The following is a 557-nucleotide window of genomic DNA, read 5'->3' as shown; positions in this document are numbered from 1 at the left end:
TGGGAGGCAATCCCGCTTGGCGTCCTTCTCAAAAACTCCAGTCCTGCAAGAACCTGACTATCAGCCTCATTACCACCCTCTTAGTGCCCCAAAGGCCGATTAAGGTATAATCACCCCACGTTCAAATTAATACCTGACTATTTTACTCTGGTATTGTATAATCGCTGCCCAGAAGCGATGGATTCAAGCTGCTTTTCTGCTTAATTATCAGCATCAGCTTTGGAAATCCGTCATCCAAAAAGCGATTGCAGGGCGTACTCACAGGATGAGCGATCACTGCAACACCCAAACTGATGACATCCGATCGACAGCCCATTCATGAGGCTGCCGGCGACACCAAGGGCACAAGCCCGCGATGAGAGAATACGGAGCGACGATCATGGCGACCACCGACACCGAGGTGAACGAGCTGATCAAACGGGAATACGAATACGGATTTGTAACAGACATTGAATCCGACACATTCGAACCCGGCCTTAATGAAGACGTTATCGCCCGCCTTTCCGGCCTCAAGAAAGAACCGGAATGGATGCTGGAGTGGCGGCTGAAAGCCTACC

At 50.6% G+C, this 557-nt stretch carries 1 pseudogene; it reads left to right on the top strand.

From position 1 onward, the window contains the following. Positions 1 to 379: 379 nt before the first annotated feature. Positions 380 to 557: pseudogene (locus B2W52_RS22230) on the top strand (Fe-S cluster assembly protein SufB); the annotation flags it as partial.

It is taken from the genome of Marinobacter sp. UBA2498 (assembly GCF_002341575.1).
Taxonomy (GTDB): domain Bacteria; phylum Pseudomonadota; class Gammaproteobacteria; order Pseudomonadales; family Oleiphilaceae; genus Marinobacter; species Marinobacter manganoxydans.
The sequence above is the reverse complement of the archived record's forward strand: the minus strand, read 5'-3'. Positions and strand labels throughout refer to the sequence as shown.